Raw genomic sequence first — 15,552 nt, forward strand, 5'->3', positions numbered from 1 at the left:
GCTGGCGCGGCCTCAGCGGCGGCGGACGAGGCTGCGTATGCCGCGGGCGACGGTGCCGACCGCGACCGCCCCGATGGCGCCGAGCACCGCCCCGGCGGCGACGCTGGTGCGGTCGGCCGCCCGCTGCCCGAAGGTCGGCAGACCGGCATCCGTGCGCTGGCGGACCGTCACGAGCGCTTCGGTGTCGGGCCCCTCGACCAGCTTGTCGACCTGCCCCGCGCTGAGGCCGGGCGTGGCGGCTCGGCCGGTGTCGAGGTCGTTCGCGGCCCAGGCAGCCGAGACGAGGATGACGCGCGACATGAAGTTGAGCCACACGAGCAGGCCCACCACCAGGGCGAACCCGAGGTAGAGCTTGTTGTCCGTGGTGCTCGACAGCAGGACCGCACCGAACGTCTTGAGCACGGTGAGGCCGACGCCGCCGAAGATGGCGCCGTTGCGGACCGCGGGCCACGGCAGGTCGACGCCGGAGAGGATGCGCAGCATCACCGCGACGATGGCGCCGTCGAGCGCGACGCCCACGACGAACGCCACGACGCCGAGGACCCACTCCTGACCCCCGAGCCCGACCAGCTCGGCCACCCACGTGGCGGCCGATCCGGCTACCGCGCCGACCGCGGCAGACAGCAGGATCGCGACGCCCAGGAGCAGCAGCACCCCGAGGTCACGGAGCTTGGCCAGCACGACGTTGCCGGGCGAGCCCTCGACCCCGAAGATCGCCCGGATGCCGTCGCGCAGCGCGCCGAGCCAGCCGGTGCCGGCGAGGACGAGGCCCACCACCGAGATGACGCCCTGGACGGAGAGCGCGGCGCCCGTGGGCGCTTTGACGTCGATGATGCCGTCGGGGTTGGCGTCGGTCTTGACGAACCCGGGCAGCAGGTCGTTGATGGCGTCCTTGGTGTCGGCGAGCAGCTGCGGCTGGCTGCGCAGCACGATGCCGAAGACCGTGAAGGCCAGCAGCACCGCGGGGAAGACCGAGAAGAACGCGAAGTAGCCGACGCCTCCGGCGATGAGGTTGCCGCGGTGGTCGCCGTAGCGCTTCCACGCCCGCCACACCGGGGTGCCCTGCAGCCGGGCCCACCAGGCCTTGAGGGTCTGCACGGGTCAGGCCCCGCCCAGCGCGAACGACCGCACCGGCCGCCAGACGCCGTCGGCACCGTGCTCGTAGAGGTGGAACTCGCTGACGTCGAAGGTGCACTCGAAGCCGGCCAGCTCGCGGAAGGCGCGGTCGAGGTTGTCGTCGGACACGTGGTGGGCCACCGTGACGTGCGGGTGGTAGTAGAAGTCGAGCTTGCGCTTGAGCGGGCCCCGGCGCACCGACTTCTCCAGCAGCTCGCAGTCGGCCAGCCCGCCAGAGACCTGGACGAAGACCACCGGCGAGATCGGCCGGAACGACCCGGTCCCGCGCAGCACCATCGGGAACGACCGGCCCTTCGCGGCAACGTCCTCGAGGTGCTCGGCCACCGCCGCCAGCTCGTCGTCCTCGACCTCGGTCGGGGGCAGCAGGGTCACGTGGGTCGGGATCGACTCGGCCAGCGGGTCGCCGAACGACGCGCGCTTGGCCTGCAGCATCTCCGCGTGGGGTGACGGGATGGCGATGGACACACCGATGGTGGGCACGACGGCGACCCTACCGAAGGCTCTCAGCGGGCACTGCAGTCCTATCGAGCACTGGGCAACAGTCCTGCAGCGTCGCGCACCCGGGCCATCGTGGCGCGGGCGACCTCGCGGGCCCGGTCGGCCCCGTCGGCCAGGATCCGGTCGAGCTCGGCCGGGTCGTCGAGCAGCTCGCGCATCCGCTCCTGGAACGGCGTGAGGCGCTCGACGACGACGTCGGCCACCTCCTTCTTGAGGTCGCCGTAACCGCGACCGGCGAAGGTCGCGACCAGCTTGTCCACGGGAGTGCCCGACAGCACCGAGTGGATCACCAGCAGGTTGGAGACGCCGGGCTTGGTGTCGGGGTCGTAGCGGACCTCACCGTCGGTGTCGGTGACGGCCGAGCGGATGTTCTTGGCGATCCGCGCCGGGTCCTCCATCAGGTCGATCAGGCCCTTGGGCGACGAGCCGGTCTTGCTCATCTTGGCCGTGGGGTCCTGCAGGTCCATGATCTTGGCCGAGCCCTTGACGATGTAGGCGTCGGGCACCACGAGGGTCGCGCCGAACCGCGAGTTGAAGCGCTCTGCGAGGTCTCGGGTGATCTCGAGGTGCTGGCGCTGGTCCTCACCGACCGGCACGTAGGCGGCGTCGTACATCAGGATGTCGGCAGCCATCAGCATCGGGTAGGTGAGCAGGCCGACGTTGGCATTCTGGCCCTTGGCGACCTTGTCCTTGAACTGCGTCATCCGCCGGGCCTCGCCGTCACCGGTGAGGCAGTTCATCACCCAGCCGAGCTCGGCGTGCTCGGTGACGTGGCTCTGGCAGAACACGGCGGACCGCTTGGGGTCGACCCCGCCGGCCAGGAACTGCGCGGCGGTCACCCGGGTGCGCTGCCGCAGCACCGCCGGCTCGGTCGGGACGGTGAGGGCGTGCAGGTCGGCGACGAAGTAGTAGGCGTCGAACTCGTCCTGCAGCTTCACCCAGTTGACCAGCGCCCCGAGGTAGTTGCCGAGGTGCAGGGAGTCACTGGTCGGCTGCATCCCGGACAGGATCCGGGGCAGCACGGCAGGCGCGGACGATTCAGGCATGCCCGTCATTCAATCAGGTCAGGTGCAGGAGGAAACCTTGGGCAGGGTTGAGCACCGGCAGGGCCAATCCGACCTGGCCGAGGGCGGCACCGCTGACCCGGATCCCGTCGTCGAGAGCCTGCTCCCACCACCCGGGTCCGCGCGACTGAGTGACGGCCGGCAGTCCCGCCTCCGGCCGGATCCGCACCGTGTAGCTGCGCGCGGGGTTGAGCCCCGGGAGCGTGAGCAGCCCCGGGGTGGCCGACGGCCCCGTGTGCGTGCGCAGCACCGTGTATGCCGCCTGCGCACCGTCCTGCGCGACCGTGCCGGTCACGAGCAGGCCCTGCTCCTCGGGCAGGTCGGCGCGCACCAGGTCGCCGGTGTGCACCAGTGGCCGCAGCTCGCGGTAGAGCGCCGACCAGGCGGCCAGCGCCGTCAGCTCGTCTGCGGAGCAGCCGGTGACGTCCCACTCCAGCCCGGCGTGGCCCTGGAGGGCCAGCAGCATGCGGAAGGACAGGTCGAGGGTGCGGTGGGTGGTGTGGGCGGTCGCAGGACCGATGTGGGTGCCCATCAGCTCGGCCGGCACGAGCAGCGAGGTCCAGCGCTGGATCTGGGCACGCTCGAGCGCGTCGTTGCAGTCGCTCGTCCAGATCCGGTCGGTGCGGGCGAGCACCCCCAGGTCGACCCGCGCCCCGCCGCTCGAGCAGGACTCGATCTCCAGGTCCGGGTGCGCGGCCCGCAACCGGTCGAGCAGGGCGTAGAAGGCCGTCGTCTGTGCGTGCACGGCCGGCTGGTCGGTCCCGTGCGAGTCGGACCGCACGGCCTCGTGCAGGTCTCGGTTGTGGTCCCACTTGATGAAGTCGATGCCGAGCTCGCCCACGAGCGCGCTGATCTGCCCCTCGACGTGGGCCGCCGCCTCCGGGTTGGCGAGGTCGAGCACGTGCTGGTCGCGGGAGGGGCGCGGGTGCCCGGCTCGCGGCCCGAGGACCCAGTCGGGGTGGGCGCGCACCAGGTCGGAGTCGAGGTTCACCATCTCGGGCTCGAACCACAGCCCGAACTCCATGCCGTGGCCCTTCACGTGGTCGACCAGGGGGGCCAGTCCGTCCGGCCACGCGTCGCCCGAGACGACCCAGTCGCCCAGGCCGCTGTGGTCGTCGCGACGGCTGCCGAACCAGCCGTCGTCGAGGACGAACCGGCCGACCCCGATCTCGGCGGCCGTGTCGGCCAGCTGCGTCAGCCGGTCGAGGTCGTGGTCGAAGTAGACCGCCTCCCAGGTGTTCAGGACCAGCGGGCGGGGGTCGTTGCTGTGGGTGGCCGTGGCGCGCTGGCTGCGGTGCAGCCGGCGGGACAGCCCGTCGAGGCCGTCGGTGGAGTGGACGAAGACCACGTCGGGTGCGGTGTAGGTCTCGCCGGGCGCCAGCCGCACCTCGCCGGGCTCGAGCAGCTCGCCCCCGCCGAGCACGGCGGCGTGGATGCCGGCGCCCTCGGGCAGGCGCTCGGTGAGGTGCTCGTGGTTGCCGCTCCAGGCGACGTGCACCGACCAGACCTCGCCGCTTCGGAAGCCGAAGCCGGCGGTGCCGACCATGAGGAGCAAGGTCGCGTCGTGACCCGTGCGGCCGCGTCGTGAGGCGCGCAGGTGGGTGCCGTCCTGCAGCACCGACCGCTGGGGTGAGCGCTCACGGCACCAGCGTCCGGTCAGGTCGAGCACCTCGGTGGCGCGCGAGGGCAGCGGCAGCAGGGCGCGCAGTGCCCCCACGTCGAGCGGTATGGCGTCGGCGCCGGTGTCGCCGCCCGGTCCACCCCCGGCGTTGGTCACGGACGCGGAGACCCGGAGCACACCGTGCTCGTCGAGCGTGTGCCGCAGCACCAGCTCGGTCGCGCCGTCCCGTGCGGTGGTCACGAGCGAGCGGCCGTCCTCGGACCGCGCCGAGGTGACGTCCCACCTCGGCGCGGCCGAGCCACCGCCGCGGTGCACGGCATACCCGGGGGTGCCCATCCAGCCGTCACCGGTGGTGGGCAGCACGGTCAGCGGCCACGGCTGGTCGAGCGCGTTGTGCGGCACCGGACCCGGCGTGATGGCCGCGAGGTCGGCGACCCCGGCGTCGGGCAGGTCGGCACCCCAGTGCAGCACCCTCGGCAGCCCGTCTCCGGACGTGTCGAGGACCAGGCAGGTGCCAGCGGACCGGAGGGTGGCGGTCTGCGACGTCATCCCTTGGTTGCTCCCAGGGTCAGGCCTGCGACGAACTGCTTCTGCAGGAGGAAGAAGACGATGAGGGTGGGCAGCGCGATCACGATCGAGCCTGCAGCGACGAGGTTGTTGTCGGTGAAGAACTGACCACGCAGGTTGTTGATCGAGCTCGTCACCGGGAACTTGTCACCCGACTGGAGCAGCACGGTCGCCCAGAAGAACTCGTTGTAGATCCAGGTCACCTCGAGGGTCGCCAGGGCGGCCAGCGGCGGACGGCAGAGTGGAAGGGTGAGCTGGAAGAACTGCCGCAGCACCCCTGCACCGTCGACCACGGCCGACTCGTAGATCTCGCGGGGCAGCGCCTTCATGTAGTTGGACAGGACGAAGGCGCAGAAGCCGGACTGGAAGGCGACGTTGACCGCGATCAGGCCCCAGTAGCTGTTGAGCAGGGTGCCCGACTCGCTGAACCAGAAGGGCACCTCGATGGCGCGGAACATCCGGTAGACCGGGATGAGCAGGGCCTGCGGGGGCAGGAGGTTCGCGGCGGTGAAGAGACCGAGCAGGACCACGTTGAACTTCCACGAGAACCTCGCCACGACGAAGGCCACGCAGCAGGACAGGAAGAGCGTGAGCGTGACCCCGGGAATGGTGATGTAGGCGGAGTTGAGCATGGTGTGCGAGAAGTTCGCCTGCTGCCAGGCGTCCTTGTAGTTCTGCAGCGTGAAGCCGCCGAAGGAGAAGTAGCCGTTCTCCGAGGTGTACTGGTAGTCGCGGAAGCTCCCCAGCAGGGCGTACAGCACCGGGAACAACCAGACCAGCGCCACGACCGCGAGGAACACCTGGACCGCGAGGTGGCCCTTCCTGCCCCCGGCGCCCGGCGAGCGCTTGGTGGTCAACGGGTTCCGGCTCCGCGGCGCCGCCACCTGGGGTGCCTCGCTGCTGGCGGTCATCGCTGCTCCTTGAACATGTAGCGCAGGTAGAGGGCGACGAACACGCTGGAGATCACCAGCATCATCGTGGCCATCGCCGAGCCGAAGCCGATCCGGCTGGCCTCACCGACGATGTTGCTCGTCACCAGGGTGGAGATGAGCTCGAGCCCGTTGCGCCCCTTGTTGATCACCCACACCAGGTCGAAGGCCCGCAGCGACTCGATCACGGTGACGACCAGCACGATGACGTTGATCGGCGCCATCACCGGGAAGACCACCCGGAAGAAGGTCGTGCGCTCGTTCGCCCCGTCGACGCGGGCCGCCTCACGGAGCGTCGGGTCGACACCCTTCAGACCGGCCAGGTAGAGCAGCATGATGTAGCCGACGTGCCGCCAGCTCGCCGCCAGCAGCGCCGCTCCCAGGTTGTAGCGCTGGTCGCCGTACCAGTCGATGGTGCTGCCGGTGACCTGGTTGATCAGGCCCTGGTCGCGGCTGTAGATCAGCTGCCAGATGAAGCCGACCAGGGCGAGGGACAGCACCACCGGCAGGTAGATCGCCGTCTGGTAGACCCGCGAGCCGCGCAGCTCGCGGTCGAGGAGCACCGCGAGGAACAACCCGAACGGCGTGGCCAGCAGGAACATCACGGCCAGCCAGATCAGGTTGTGGCGCACCGCCGGCCAGAACGGCGGGTAGATGCTGACGACGTCGGAGTAGTTCTTCAGCCCGATGACCTTGGCGTCCGAGATCGAGCCGATGCCGTCCCAGTTGGTGAAGGAGAGCAGCACCGACCCGATCGCGGGGAACCACACGAGCCAGACGACCAGCAGGGTCGGGATCGCCACCATCAGCCCGACCACGACACGGTCGGTCGGGCTGAGGTGGTCGATCCCCTTGTACTTCGTGCGTGCCACGAGAACCTCGATGTCCGGGCGAGCGTCAGCTCGCGAAGATGCTCTTCTTCTGGTTCTCGATGCTGTTGCAGAGGCCGTCGATGTCCTTCGGGTTCTTGATGAAGGACTGGATTGCCGGGATCATCACGGTCGACGCGAAGTCGGGCCGGGTGTCGCGGTCGAGGAACTGCGCGATCGACTTGGCCTGGGAGACGAACTCCACCGACTTCTTCTGCAGCGAGGTGTAGCCCGACTGGTCGGCCTTGTCGTTCGTGGCGATGACGCTGGGGTCGGCCTTCACGACGATGTTCTGCGCGTCCGCCGACCCGACGTAGCCGAGCAGCTTCTTGGCGCCGGCCTCGTTCTTGGGCCGCTTGGCCATCATGTAGCCGTCGATGGGGGCCTCGATGGCGTCGGCGCCGATCGTGGAGTCGACCTCGGGGAAGTTGAAGAAGGTGAGGTCCTCCTGCTCGGCGCCCTTCTCGAACTGCTGCGCCACGAAGGAACCGAGCAGGTAGGTGCCGGCCTGCTTCTTCTGGAGCGCCTGCGCGGCCTCCTGCCAGGTGCGGCCGAGCGAGTCGGGCTGGTGCAGGTCGAGCAGTCCGGCCCAGGTGTCGAAGACCTTCTTGACCTTGTCGCTGTTCCAGGCCTCCTTGCCGGCCATCAGGTCGACGTGGAACTGGTAACCGTTGACCCGGAGGTTGAGCTGGTCGAAGGTGCCCATGGCCGGCCAGCCGTCCTTGTCGCCGAAGGCGATCGGCACGAGGCCGTCCTTCTTCATCTGGGCGCCGAGGGCCTTGAACTCGTCGAGGGTCTTGGGCTCCTCGTAGCCGAACTTCTCGAAGACGCTCTTGCGGTAGAACATCGCCCACGGGTAGTAGGTCGACGGCACGAAGTACTGCTTGCCGTCGTCGCCGGTCGAGGCCTTCTTGAGCGCGTCGGTCATGCCTGCGCCGGACAGGTCCTTCCAGACGTCGGAGATGTCGCCGGCGAGGCCCTTGGAGGCGAAGAAGCGCATGCGGTAGCCGGAGAACCACATCCACACGTCGTCGGGCGAGCCCTGGAGGTAGTTGTTGATGTTCTCCTGGAAGGAGTTGTGGTCGATCGTGTTGATCTTGGCGGTCAGACCCGAGTTGGCCTTCTGGAAGGCGTCCATGACGGCCTGGATGGCCGCCTTCGGCACGGCGTCCGACTGGTTGGAGCCGACGGTCACGGTGCCGGTGGCGGCACCGCCACCGGAGCCGCTGCCCCCGCCACCGCAGGCGGCGAGGAGCGAGGGGGCGGCGAGCAGGGTGCCGGCGCCGAGGGCGCCGCGGAGCAGGGTCCGGCGGCTGACGCCGCGGACGGATGCGGGGACGAGGCTGGCGAGGTACTCGGCCTCAGTGGCGGGGCGGGACATGCGGTCTCCTTTGAACGCGATTGGCACCGACGTGGTGAGGTCGATCATCTCGACAGATTCGATCAAAAACCACCAACAAGAAACGAGGATGACCGCCTCGCCCATCGCTGTCAAGCATTTGTGGCGACCGGTCTCCTATCGTGACCATCGAGCTGGATCGGCTCAACAGCAAGGGCGGATGCGACCAGCCGTCCACGTTGCGAGAACCTTCGACGACCCCGGCGCGGACATGTTGATTTTTGTTGACATGCCTTCCTCCACGGCGCAACACTGTCGGCCATGCGTCAGTGGCCCACAGACCGGATCGCCTTCGGCGGCGACTACAACCCTGAGCAGTGGCCCCGCGAGGTGTGGACCGAGGACATGGAGCTGATGCGTGAGTCCGGCGTCTCCTTCGTGACCCTGGGCGTGTTCTCGTGGTCCTGGCTCGAGCCCGCCAAGGGTGAGTACGACTTCGGGTGGCTGGACGACATCATGGGCCTGCTCCACGAGCACGACATCGCCGTCGACCTGGCCACCGCCACCGCCACCCCGCCACCGTGGCTCTCGGCAGCCCACCCCGAGATGCTCCCCGTCGACCACGAGGGTCGCACGCTCTGGCCGGGCAGCCGCCAGGCGTGGTGCCCCAGCTCCGGCGTCTACCGCGACCACGCCCTGGCGCTGACCAGCCAGCTCGGGCAGCGCTACCACGACCACCCGGCCCTGGCCATGTGGCACGTCTCCAACGAGTACGCCTGCCACAACCTGCCGTGCTACTGCGACACCTGCGCGGTGGGCTTCCGCCGGTGGCTGGAGCTCCGCTACGCCGACCTCGACCGGCTCAACGACGCCTGGGGCACCGCGTTCTGGAGCCAGCGCTACACGGAGTGGGACCAGGTGCTGCCGCCCCGGCTCACCACGACGTTCGCCAACCCCACCCACGTCCTCGACTACCGGCGCTTCCAGTCCGACACGCTCCTCGACTTCTACCGCACCGAGAAGGCGATCCTGCAGGACCTCTCCCCCGGGGTGCCGGTCACCACGAACTTCATGACGTTGGCCCACTTCGAGCACCTCGACTACAGCCAGTGGGCGCCGGAGCAGGACGTCGTCAGCACCGACCACTACGTGGTGGCCACCCTCGAGCACCCCCGCGCGGAGCTCGCGTTCAGCGGCGACCTCACCCGCGGGTTGGCCGGTGGCGCGCCCTGGATGCTCATGGAGCACTCGACCAGCGCCGTCAACTGGCAGCCGGTCAACCCCGCGAAGGACCCCGGCCAGACCGTGCGCGACAGCATCGCGCACGTCGCCCGGGGCGCCGACACGATCGGCTTCTTCCAGTGGCGGCAGTCCCGGTCTGGGTCGGAGAAGTTCCACTCGGCGCTCGTCCCGCACGCCGGCCGGGACAGCGCTCGGTTCCGCGAGGTCTGCGAGCTGGGGGCGCTGGCCGGCCGACTCGGCGACCTCAAGGGGTCCCGCGTCGAGTCGGACATCGCGATCCTCTGGGACTACCAGGCCCAGTGGGCTGCGCACGGACCCGCCATGCCGTCCAGCGAGCTGCGTTACCCGACCACCGCCCACGCGATCCACCGCGCGCTCCGCGACCGGGGCTTCACCGCCGACGTCGTGCACCCGGGAGCTGACCTCACGGCATACCAGGTGGTCGTCGTCCCGACCCTCTACCTGGTGACCGACGAGCACGCCGACGCCATCTCCGCGGCCGCGGACGCCGGCGCGCAGGTGGTCGTCACCTTCTTCTCCGGCATCGCCACCGAGGACGACCACGTGCGCCTCGGGGGCTACCCCGGCGCCTTTCGGGACCTGCTCGGCGTGCGGGTCGAGGAGTTCTTCCCGCTGCTCCCCGGCGACACCGTCGCGCTCGGCGAGGGTGGCGTCGGCCGGCTCTGGAGCGAGGACGTCACGGCCGTCGACGCCGAGGTGCTCGACCGGTATGCCGCCGGCCCCCTGAGCGGGCGGCCGAGCCTCACCCGTCGCGACACCGGGCAGGGGGCGGCGTGGTACCTCAGCACGCTGCCCGACGACGACTCGCTGGCCGACCTCCTGGCCCGGGTGACCGCTGCGGCCGGCGTCAGCCCGGTCGCCGACGTGCCTCCGGGCGTGGAGGCCACCCGGCGCAGCGGCGCGAACGGGTCGTGGCTGTTCCTCCTCAACGACACCCACGAACCCCAACGGGTGACCGCCAGCGGGCACGACCTGGTGGCCGACGCCCCCGTGGGACCGACCATCACCCTCGCACCGGGCGGCGTCGCCGTCGTCAGGGAGGACTGACCGAGATGCTCGCCAGCCAGCGTCGCACCACCATCCTGGGCCTCGTCGAAGAGAGCGGGGCGGTCCGCGTGTCCGAGCTCGTCGAGCAGCTCGGCGTCTCGGACATGACGGTGCGGCGTGACATCGAGCAGCTCGCCGGGGAGGGGCTCGTGCAGCGCGTGCACGGTGGCGCCCTGGCCGTCGGCACGCGGTCGACCGAGGAGCCTGGATTCACCGCCAAGTCCGGTCTGATGCAGGCCCAGAAGATCGCCATCGCCGAGACCGCCGCCCAGCTCGTGGAGCCCGGGGCGGCGATCGGGATCTCGGCCGGGACCACGACGTTCGAGCTGGCGCGTGCGGTCTGCACGGTCCCCGACCTCACCGTGGTGACCAACTCGGTGCCCGTCGCCCAGCTGCTGCACGAGTCCGGCGCACCGGGCCAGACGGTGGTGCTGACCGGCGGGGTCCGCACCCCCTCCGACGCCCTCGTCGGACCGGTGGCCGTGACGGCCCTGCGGATGCTCCACGTCGACCGGCTCTTCCTGGGCGTCCACGGCATGGATGCCCGCGCCGGCCTGACCACCCCCAACCTCGTGGAGGCCGAGACCAACCGGGCGATGGTCGAGACCTCGCGGCAGGTCTGCGTGCTGGCCGACCACACCAAGTGGGGCACGGTCGGGCTCAGCACCATCATCCCGCTCTCGTCGGTCGACCTGGTGGTCTCCGACGAGGGGCTGGGCGCGCGGGCCCGCACCGCCCTCACCGAGGCCGGCGCGGAGCTGATGACGGCAGCCCCGCGCACCCGGTTCGACCGGCGCCGGCGAGGCACCCCGTGAGGCTGACCCGCACCAGCCGGCGGCTCGCGGACGGGCGCGAGATCATCTACTTCGACGACAGCCCCGACGCACCGCCGCGCACCGCCGAGGACCTGCGCCCGCTCGGTGAGCGTGCCCGGTCCGGGGAGATCCGCCACGACGCGCTGGTCGGGGACTGGGTGGCCGTGGCGGGCCACCGCCTCAACCGCACCTTCCTGCCCCCAAGGACGAGTGCCCCCTGTGCCCGACCGGCACCGGCAGCGTGCCCTCGGAGGTGCCCGAGGCGGCCTACGACGTCGTCGTGTTCGAGAACCGCTTCCCCTCCTACGCGCCGCTCTCGGACCATGAACCGGATCCCGACGCCGGCCGCGGGCCCCTCGACGACCTCGAGCGCACCGCGCCCGCGCTGGGACGCTGCGAGGTGGTCTGCTTCACGAGCGACCACGACTCCACGTTCGCCGAGCTGACGCCCGGGCGGGCCCGCACCGTCATCGACGCGTGGGCCGACCGCACCGCCGAGCTCGGCGCGTCACCCGAGGTCGAGCAGGTCTTCTGCTTCGAGAACCGCGGCCAGCAGATCGGGGTCACCCTGCACCACCCGCACGGTCAGATCTACGCGTATCCCTATCTGCCACAACGCTCCGCCGCGATCCTGACCCAGGCGCAGGAGCACCACGCGCGCACCGGCCGGCTGCTCGGTGCCGACATCCTGGCCGCCGAGCTCGAGGACAAGGTGCGGATCGTCGCGGAGAGCGAGCACTGGGTGTCCTACGTGCCGTTCGCGGCGCGCTGGCCGGTCGAGGTGCACCTGGCCCCACGCCGTGACGTGCCCGACCTGCCCGCGCTCACCGACGCCGAGCGCGACGACCTCGCCAAGGTCTACCTCGACCTGCTCCAGCGGCTCGACCGCTACTACGTCGCCAAGGACGGCAGCCCGATTCGGCTGCCCTACATCGCCGGCTGGCACCAGGCGCCGGCGCGCCAGGGGCGTGACGTCTCCCGGCTGCACCTCCAGGTGATGTCGGTGCTGCGGTCGCCGAAGAAGCTCAAGTACCTGGCAGGCTCCGAGTCCGGTGTGGGTGGCTGGGTCAACGACGTGCCGCCGGAACAGATCGCCGAGCGGCTGCGGGACGTGGCGCCGTGAGGACGGTCCTGTGAGGATGGCGCGGTGAGTGCTGACGCGGCCGCCGACCTGTTCCGCTCCACCTTCGACGCCCGGCCTGACGGCGTCTGGTCGGCTCCTGGTCGGGTCAACCTGATCGGCGAGCACACCGACTACAACAGTGGCCTCTGCCTGCCGATCGCCCTTCCGCAGCGCACCTTCGCTGCCGTGCGGCGCCGCGACGACGACCTCGTGCGGGTCGTGTCCGCGCAGGGTGACGGCGTCGTGGAGGTGACCCTCGAGGACGTGGGCGCAGGGCACCCGGCCGGCTGGGCGGCATACGTCGCCGGGGTGCCGTGGGCACTGCGTCGGGCCGGGCACACCGTGGGCGGGCTCGACGTGGCGGTCGACGGCCGGGTGCCGCTCGGCGCGGGACTGTCCAGCTCGGCCGCGCTGGAGTGTGCGGTCGCTGCCGGGGCGTCCGACCTGCACGACCTGGGGCTGCTCGACACCGCCTCCGACCGCGCCGCCCTGGCGGCGGTCTGCGTGGAGGCCGAGAACACCGTGGCCCAGGCACCCACCGGGGGCATGGACCAGTCCGCGGCGCTGCTGGCCGAGGCCGGCCGGGCCCTGTTGCTCGACTGCCGTGACCACGGCACGACGCAGGTGCCGTTCGACCTGTCCGCCCACGACCTCGCGCTCCTCGTCATGGACACCCGCGCCGAGCACGCACTCGTCGACGGCCAGTACGCCGAGCGCCGCGAGTCCTGCGAGCAGGCCGCCCGCGAGCTGGGTGTCACCAGCCTGCGCGAGGTCGCGGTCGACGACCTGGACGGGCAGCTCGCCGCCTTGTCGACCGACCTGCTGCGACACCGTGCACGCCACATCGTGACCGAGATCGAGCGGGTGCGGCAGACGGTGCAGGCGCTGCGCCACAACGACTTCCGAACGGTCGGCGACCTCTTCGTCGAGTCCCACGCCTCCATGCGCGACGACTTCGAGATCTCGGTGGCCGAGCTCGACACCGCCGTCGAGGCGGCCCTCGCGGCAGGAGCGCTCGGCGCCCGGATGACCGGTGGCGGCTTCGGCGGTTCGGCGATCGCCCTCGTGCCCGCCAACCGGACCGAGGCGGCGACCGAGGCTGTCGAGGCCGCCTTCGCCGCACGCGGCTTCAGCGCGCCGGACTGCTTCGTGGTCACCGCCTCCGCATCAGCCCACCGCGACCGCTGACTGCTGACTGCTGACTGCACGAACCTTTGCTAGCAAAGGTTCCGGTGTGGTGGACAGGTTGCAACCTGTCCGTCAACCAGTTTCCTTTGCTAGCAAAGGTTCGTGCAGGGGGCAGGGGCGGGGCAGGGGCGGGGCAGAGGCGGGTCCGGGGGGTATGCCGGGTGGTCCGGTCAGCGGGCGGAGGTCACCACCTCACCGGAGCCGAAGACGTCGAGGACCACGTTGGTCGCACCGATCGCGCCGTTGGCCGCGGTGCTGAAGGTCGCCTGCCGGCCGTCCAGGACGACCGCGGAGCTGCCACCCGCGACGGTGGCGCCGGATGACGTCAGCGCGACGGCCGTCCCGTCGGCGAGGCCGACCGCCAGGTGCGCAGGGTCGACCTGGCCGAGGCCGTAGAGGCGACCCCAGCGGGAGTCGCCATTGAGCCGCGGCACGACGTTGGCGGCCACCAGTCCGAGACCGGGCTGCCACGCGCCGTCGGCGGACTTGAAGGCGGCGATGCCTTCGTCCTCCAGGGTGGCGCTGGTCGGGTCTGCCTTGGGCGACCACCAGCTGCCCATCGCAGCAGCGAAGTGGTCGTCGGCGAGGAACGCGGGAGCGGTGCGTGCTGCGGCCCCGATCAGGCTCCGGAGGCCCGGGTCCGCCATCGCGGGGGCCAGCGTCGTCGGGTCGGCTGCGGTGACCACCACCCCAGCGGCGCCGGTCAGCGAGGCCGACGACCACGACGGGGTGCCGTAGGTGACCTGCTGGACCACGCCGCCCCAGCCCGCGGTCTTGAGGGCCGCGGCATACCTGCCGGCGGTGGTGGTGTCGCCCGAGGAGGCGGACACGACCACGATCCGTGCGCCCTTCACCGACCCGTCGGCTGCGGCGGTCGCGGTGCGCACGAAGGCCGGCAGTCCGCCGGTGCGGACGTCACCGGCGAGGAGGTCGCCACCGAGGTAGAGGGTGCCCGCGCCCGGGGTGGCGGGGGCGGTCCAGCCGAGCGGTGCTGGCGGCGGGACCGGGGCGCCGTCGACGGTGAGGGTGCGGGTGGGGATCGCGTAGCTCGCGGTGCCCGGGGTGAGCAGGTGGGTCAGCACGTTGCGCGCCGACAGGACCGGCACCTTGCCGACCCACGAGTGCGTCGAGTGCAGGGTCTCGAGGTCGACGACGGCCGCGGAGCTCGCCCCGAACACCCCGCTCAGCGTCTGGTCACCGGTGTTGTGGATCCCGGTCGCGTAGTCCACCCCGAGGCCGAGCAGGCTTGCGCCACCTCGTCGCTCGTCGCTGGTGGCCAGGGTCGACAGCAGCCGGCCGAACCGCCCGCGCTGGTAGAAGTGCTGGTCGTAGAGGACCTGGGTCGAGCCGAAGTCCAGGCCGCGCTCGAGGTCGGCGTCGTCGCCCCACCACATCAGCGTGCTGCCGCGCTGCAGCCCGTCGGCCGGCCCGAGCGACCCCACGTAGCCGTTGATCATGTTGCGCGACTGCACGGCCGCTCCGGCGCTGGTGCCGCCGATCGTCGCGCCGGCCGCCGCCGCCCGGCCCATCGCCGCCTCCGCGGGCGACGCGGCGAGCACCTTCATGGCCAGCCCCTGGTCGCCGCCGAGGATGTAGATCCCGTCGGCGCTGTCGATCCCGACCGAGTTGGCCGGGTCCATCGCGTCCTTGCGGTTGAGCAGCACCGCGAGGCGAGCGGTGCACCCGGTGTAGGGCGCGGCGACGACGGCGTCGCAGGCCGCGTCGATCTGGTCGGTGCGCTCCTGCGCGAGCACGAGGTTCTCCGCGCGGTCCTTCGCCTTGTCGCCGTAGGCGCTCGGCACCACGACGAGGTCGACCGTCGGCCCGCTCGCCCCTTGGGCCGAGAGCCGTCCGAAGCCCTCCAGCGAGGGCTCCTCGTAGCCACCTCCGATCGGCGCCATCGTCTCCCCCACCGGTGTGGCGGACGGCTGGACCGCTGCGCCGGAGGCGGTCGCGGCGAGCGGGAGCGCGAGTGCGGCGGCGAGCGCGGCGACGAGGAGCGGCCGGTGCGGAGAGTGACCCATGCGACCCGAACCTAGTGCGGTCCGCAGCGTCCCGCCCGTCGAGCAGGTCTCGACGCGTCCCGGCGTCC

At 71.1% G+C, this 15,552-nt stretch carries 12 protein-coding genes; 4 read left to right on the top strand and 8 right to left on the bottom strand.

Going from position 1 to position 15,552, the window contains the following annotated elements; translation table 11 throughout:
- Positions 1-12: 12 nt before the first annotated feature.
- From BLQ34_RS10120 to BLQ34_RS10150, 7 genes are read right to left on the bottom strand one after another with little or no spacing between them, the layout of a single operon-like run.
- Positions 13-1,098, bottom strand: coding sequence for a YihY/virulence factor BrkB family protein (locus BLQ34_RS10120; RefSeq protein WP_091784836.1), 1,086 nt, complete (start codon positions 1,096-1,098; stop codon positions 13-15).
- Between the two features lie 3 nt (positions 1,099-1,101).
- On the bottom strand, positions 1,102-1,617 hold the full coding sequence (locus BLQ34_RS10125) for a 2'-5' RNA ligase family protein (protein WP_091784839.1): 516 nt from the start codon (positions 1,615-1,617) through the stop codon (positions 1,102-1,104).
- A 41-nt stretch (positions 1,618-1,658) separates the two neighbouring features.
- On the bottom strand, positions 1,659-2,690 hold the full coding sequence (gene trpS, locus BLQ34_RS10130; protein WP_407946359.1) for a tryptophan--tRNA ligase: 1,032 nt from the start codon (positions 2,688-2,690) through the stop codon (positions 1,659-1,661).
- A gap of 4 nt (positions 2,691-2,694) precedes the next feature.
- Positions 2,695-4,869: an alpha-galactosidase gene (locus BLQ34_RS10135; RefSeq protein WP_091784842.1), complete on the bottom strand. Its 2,175-nt coding sequence runs from the start codon at positions 4,867-4,869 to the stop codon at positions 2,695-2,697.
- Entirely contained in the window at positions 4,866-5,798 is a 933-nt protein-coding gene (locus BLQ34_RS10140) for a carbohydrate ABC transporter permease (RefSeq protein WP_091784845.1), read from the bottom strand. The genes BLQ34_RS10135 and BLQ34_RS10140 overlap by 4 nt, the downstream gene beginning before the upstream one ends.
- Positions 5,795-6,688 carry a carbohydrate ABC transporter permease gene (locus tag BLQ34_RS10145; protein WP_231961025.1) on the bottom strand — a complete coding sequence of 298 codons (894 nt, stop codon included), beginning with the start codon at positions 6,686-6,688 and terminating at the stop codon, positions 5,795-5,797. The genes BLQ34_RS10140 and BLQ34_RS10145 overlap by 4 nt, the downstream gene beginning before the upstream one ends.
- 25 nt (positions 6,689-6,713) lie before the next feature.
- The gene (locus tag BLQ34_RS10150) at positions 6,714-8,066 is read right to left on the bottom strand and encodes an ABC transporter substrate-binding protein (protein ID WP_091789776.1); all 1,353 of its coding nucleotides are present in this window, start codon (positions 8,064-8,066) and stop codon (positions 6,714-6,716) included.
- A gap of 279 nt (positions 8,067-8,345) precedes the next feature.
- Between BLQ34_RS10150 and BLQ34_RS10155 the strand changes: the two genes are divergently transcribed.
- The 4 genes from BLQ34_RS10155 (at position 8,346) to galK (ending at position 13,460) form a co-directional block, all read left to right on the top strand.
- Positions 8,346-10,334 carry a beta-galactosidase gene (locus tag BLQ34_RS10155; RefSeq protein ID WP_091784848.1) on the top strand — a complete coding sequence of 663 codons (1,989 nt, stop codon included), beginning with the start codon at positions 8,346-8,348 and terminating at the stop codon, positions 10,332-10,334.
- Between the two features lie 5 nt (positions 10,335-10,339).
- Complete coding sequence (locus tag BLQ34_RS10160; RefSeq protein WP_091784851.1) at positions 10,340-11,149, top strand: DeoR/GlpR family DNA-binding transcription regulator; 810 nt, start codon at positions 10,340-10,342, stop codon at positions 11,147-11,149.
- Positions 11,150-11,303: 154 nt separating this feature from the next.
- On the top strand, positions 11,304-12,272 hold the full coding sequence (gene galT / locus BLQ34_RS10165) for a galactose-1-phosphate uridylyltransferase (protein WP_231961546.1): 969 nt from the start codon (positions 11,304-11,306) through the stop codon (positions 12,270-12,272).
- 24 nt (positions 12,273-12,296) lie between these two features.
- On the top strand, positions 12,297-13,460 hold the full coding sequence (gene galK / locus BLQ34_RS10170) for a galactokinase (protein WP_091784854.1): 1,164 nt from the start codon (positions 12,297-12,299) through the stop codon (positions 13,458-13,460).
- Between the two features lie 170 nt (positions 13,461-13,630).
- Here the strand turns inward: galK and BLQ34_RS10175 are convergent, their stop codons facing one another.
- Positions 13,631-15,484: a Type 1 glutamine amidotransferase-like domain-containing protein gene (locus BLQ34_RS10175; protein WP_091784857.1), complete on the bottom strand. Its 1,854-nt coding sequence runs from the start codon at positions 15,482-15,484 to the stop codon at positions 13,631-13,633.
- Between the last annotated feature and the right edge of the window lie 68 nt (positions 15,485-15,552).

The sequence above is a fragment of the Pedococcus dokdonensis genome (assembly GCF_900104525.1).
GTDB lineage: Bacteria > Actinomycetota > Actinomycetes > Actinomycetales > Dermatophilaceae > Pedococcus > Pedococcus dokdonensis.

What these genes read in the sequence shown, in the direction of transcription:
- BLQ34_RS10140 (WP_091784845.1), bottom strand. Translation starts at nt 5,798, where the DNA reads ATGACCGCCAGCAGCGAGGCACCCCAGGTGGCGGCGCCGCGGAGCCGG.
- BLQ34_RS10135 (WP_091784842.1), bottom strand. Translation starts at nt 4,869, where the DNA reads ATGACGTCGCAGACCGCCACCCTCCGGTCCGCTGGCACCTGCCTGGTC.
- BLQ34_RS10175 (WP_091784857.1), bottom strand. Translation starts at nt 15,484, where the DNA reads ATGGGTCACTCTCCGCACCGGCCGCTCCTCGTCGCCGCGCTCGCCGCC.
- BLQ34_RS10160 (WP_091784851.1), top strand. Translation starts at nt 10,340, where the DNA reads ATGCTCGCCAGCCAGCGTCGCACCACCATCCTGGGCCTCGTCGAAGAG.
- trpS (WP_407946359.1), bottom strand. Translation starts at nt 2,690, where the DNA reads ATGACGGGCATGCCTGAATCGTCCGCGCCTGCCGTGCTGCCCCGGATC.
- BLQ34_RS10155 (WP_091784848.1), top strand. Translation starts at nt 8,346, where the DNA reads ATGCGTCAGTGGCCCACAGACCGGATCGCCTTCGGCGGCGACTACAAC.
- BLQ34_RS10150 (WP_091789776.1), bottom strand. Translation starts at nt 8,066, where the DNA reads ATGTCCCGCCCCGCCACTGAGGCCGAGTACCTCGCCAGCCTCGTCCCC.